Annotated in this window: 1 pseudogene; it reads right to left on the reverse strand. The window is 79.2% G+C overall.

From position 1 onward, the window contains the following. Positions 1-1,309, reverse strand: a pseudogene (locus ACFHYO_RS09270) (DUF4159 domain-containing protein); the annotation flags it as partial.

Here is a 1,309-nt window from a genome sequence, read left to right on the forward strand (position 1 = left end):
GCCGAAACCGTCGAGGACCAGCTCGGGGCGCCAGTGCGGGGCCTCGGGACGGCGACCCGGGGCCGCGGTGGCGGCAGTCGGCGCGGCCGCGGGCCGGGGCGCGCCTGCGGGGTCGCCGGATGCGGCGCTGGGGTCAGCGCCTGCCTCGGCGCCCGGTTCAACACCTCGCCCGGTGCCCTGACCGGGGGTCGCGGAGGTGTCCGCGTCGGCGCCCATATCAGATGAGTTGGCGGTGTTCGTCTCGGCGCCCGACGCGGCCCCCGTCTGAGCGCCTGCGCGGCCCGCCATACCGGCGATCCCGGCCGCGTCCCGCGCCCCGGCGTCGCCCCCAGCCCCCGCGACCCCCGCGCCGCCCGCCCGCGCCGACTGCACCAGCCGCTCGAGCATCCCGACGAACAGCCCCGACAGCGCCAGATTGCTCCACTCGGCGTTGGCCGAGCTGTGGACTAGCACCACCTGCCCCTCGCCCAGCCGCGCGCGCGTCACCAGCGGCGTGCCGTCCGACAGCGCGGCGAGCACCCGCCCCGGCAGCTCGGGGTCGGGCTCGGGCAGAAGCTGGGCGCGCACCCGGACCTCGGCCGGGATCGTCAGCCCGGCGAAGAGGCCGTCGGCGGCGAAGGGGGCGATCTCGCGCGGCTCGCCCCAGCTCAGCGCCCCGCCGGCCGCCCGCCCGCCGGGACGCAGCCGCACCGGCATCAGCGGCTCGGCGGCGAGGTCGGGCATCGCGGCGAGCCGCGGCCCTGCGAAGCGGACCAGCATCCCGCCGCCCGCGACCCAGTCCGAGAGCGCCTCGGCCTGCGCGCCGACCGGGGCGTCGACCAGCACCAGCACGTCGGGATGGGCAGGCAGCACCTCGGAGAGCCCGCCCTCGATCAGGTCGGTCGCGGGCGCCAGCGCCTCGCGCAGGTAGTGCAAGGGCGCGAGCAGCGCCTGCCCCTCGGTCGCGCGGGCGTCGCCCACCAGCGCCACCTTGCGCCGCCGGAGCGCGTCGTCAGCCAGCACCACCGCCCCGGCGGAGGCCTCGCCCTCGAGCGCGAAGCGGATGACGCGGTTGCGCAACTCCGGCGGCAGGTCGAGGGGCAGCGTGGCGGCGAACCCCTCGCCCTCGGCCGTGGCGTCGGGCGGGGTGAGGCGGGCAAGCGGGCGCGGGGTACCCTGCGGGTCGGGACCGATGGCGAGAACCGCGGGCAGCGGGCCCGGCGCGGTCGCGGTGACGCGCAGGGCCGGGCGGGGGCCGGGGTCGCTGGCCAGCGCCCGCAGCGCCCGGGCGCGCGCCGGGGGGATCGCGTTGATCTCGACCCCGGTGAAG

This window comes from Paracoccus panacisoli (genome assembly GCF_042435015.1).
Classification (GTDB): Bacteria; Pseudomonadota; Alphaproteobacteria; order Rhodobacterales; family Rhodobacteraceae; genus Paracoccus; species Paracoccus panacisoli.